Genomic DNA, 2,163 nt, shown 5'->3' with positions numbered 1-2,163 from the left:
AAGTACCTTAAAAGCCCAAATTTAACGGCTTCAAAAACGTCGGTTCAAAAAAATGAGCCCACACCTTTTACATAATAAAGAAAGTGGAGTCAACATTTTCAGTAGTAAATTCATGTTAAATCTTTTAATATAGGCAAAAAGAGGGTAAGTAGATGGCAATAATAGATACAAAAACAATAAACCAGCGGGAGAGGCAATTGAGAGACCAGCAAGTGTAGTAGTGGAGAACGCAATAGATGCTGGAAGTTCAGAAATAGAGATCAAAATAGAAAGTGGTGGGCGCAATCTTATTACGGTGATAGATGATGGAAATGGAATAGAAAAGGATGATTTAGGACTTGCGTTTATGCGCCATGCCACTTCAAAATTGAGCGATAGTGAATTAATAGAAATCAAACACCTTGGCTTTAGAGGGGAAGCTCTGCCTTCAATAGCAGCAGTAAGTAGAATAAAGTTATCGTCTAAAGCAATCAGAGCAAATGAAGCGTGGTCTATAAAGTATGAGGGTGGAGAAAAGATAGGGGAACTTGTACCCTGCTCCTCATTACAAGGTACACATATTGAAGTTCGTGATTTGTTTTTTGCCACACCAAATAGGCTAAAATTTCTGAAAACCGAAAGAGCAGAAACACAAGCTATAGTTGATATAGTAAACAACTTAGAATGATAAATTATAGAATAGGGTTTAGTCTCATTTCAGGTAATAAAAAGCTCTTAAAATACGCTAAGCAAACCTCATTATTTAGTAGACTATGTGAAATAGAAAAAGAGTTTCAGGAAAATGCTCTGGAAATTGAGGAAAAAGAAAACAGAGTTAGACTTACAGGGCACATCTGTAAACCGACTGTCAATCGTGGTAAGTCTGATATGATCTATACGTTTGTTAACGGAAGGCCAATTAAGGATAACCTGCTTATTGGTGCAATTCGATACGCGTATCATGATTTTATTCCAGGCGATAGATATCCTTTTGCGACGTTGCATTTAGAAGTACCATATGATCAAGTAGATGTAAATGTGCACCCAAATAAATCAGAAGTAAGATTTCAGAATAAGAGGCTAATATATGAAATAGTGAGGAGAGGGTTAATTAAGGGATTGTCGACAAGAATAGGCACAATGAGAGGTATTGAAGAGGAACTAAGATATCCACCTTTGGTTAATGAGAGTCAAGGAAGTGTTAATACTGAGGAAAACAAAAAAGCAAAAAGTCAAAAAGAATTTTACGAAAGAAGGCCAAGCCATTTAGAAAATCGGCTAATGAAAGAATTTAATGCTCCAAATGTAGAAGTAAAAGGCTTATCAGAGCGGTCAGAATCTTTTACTGGTATGCAAAAGCCCCTGCCACAAGTGGAAACTATGGTTCTGGAAAGGGAACAAATTGACTTGATAGAGAGCCATCCTCTAGGGTTTGCACGCTGCCAGGTCTACAATACTTATATAATTGCTGAGGCTCGAGATAAACTAGTTGTAGTCGATCAACATGCAGCCCATGAGAGGTTAGTGTATGAATGCTTAAAACAAAAAACAAGCATAAAAAAACAAAAATTGCTTCTTCCTGAAGTGGTTCAAATCGAAAACCAAGCTGGGATGGAGATGGTTGAAATTTATAAAGATAAGCTTTTCGAAATGGGTTTTGAGATTGGAATCGAAACAGAAAATAAAGTTATAGTGAGGGAAATTCCTGCGATTTTGGGTGCAATAGATGTAAAAGAGATGCTAATTAATATAGTTGATAGATTAACGGAGATAGAAGACACACTACCTATAGAGGATAAAGTGAACAAAATATTGGCTACAATCGCGTGCCTGGTCAAGTCAATTTAACAACAATCATACGATCATTCATTCTTTTTACTTCCACAACATTATCACACCATTCATTTGCCACAGCAACACCCACTCCTGCTTCCTTTTTCCAGTCACCTTTTTCAAAAAGCCTTTTATCTGCCTTCCCACCCAACCATCTTGTCTCTTGCACACAGCAAACATCCACCATTCTTCTAAGCAAAACTTCTGCAATCTCACCATGCTTGCCAGTCAGAGTCCCCACATTCCAAGTAGAAAAACGCATTCTCGACTTGGGATCTTTAAGCCTTATCACTTTCACGCTTGTAGTTTTCCCACGGCCAGCCATCACATAATTTACCCCCGCCTCACCAA

General features: G+C 37.7%; 1 protein-coding gene and 1 pseudogene. One reads left to right on the top strand and one right to left on the bottom strand.

Features of this window, described 5'->3' with window-relative positions; all coding sequences use genetic code 11:
- Positions 1-196: 196 nt before the first annotated feature.
- A pseudogene (gene mutL, locus HET73_RS07160) lies at positions 197-1,809 on the top strand (DNA mismatch repair endonuclease MutL); the annotation flags it as partial.
- Between the two features lie 4 nt (positions 1,810-1,813).
- On the opposite strand, the gene HET73_RS07155 reads toward mutL, so the two are convergent.
- Positions 1,814-2,163, bottom strand: a 350-nt coding sequence (locus HET73_RS07155) for an exonuclease/endonuclease/phosphatase family protein (RefSeq protein WP_218939343.1), incomplete at its 5' end; no start/stop codon positions are given.

It is taken from the genome of Wolbachia endosymbiont of Atemnus politus, from assembly GCF_013309895.1.
The sequence above is the reverse complement of the archived record's forward strand: the minus strand, read 5'-3'. Positions and strand labels throughout refer to the sequence as shown.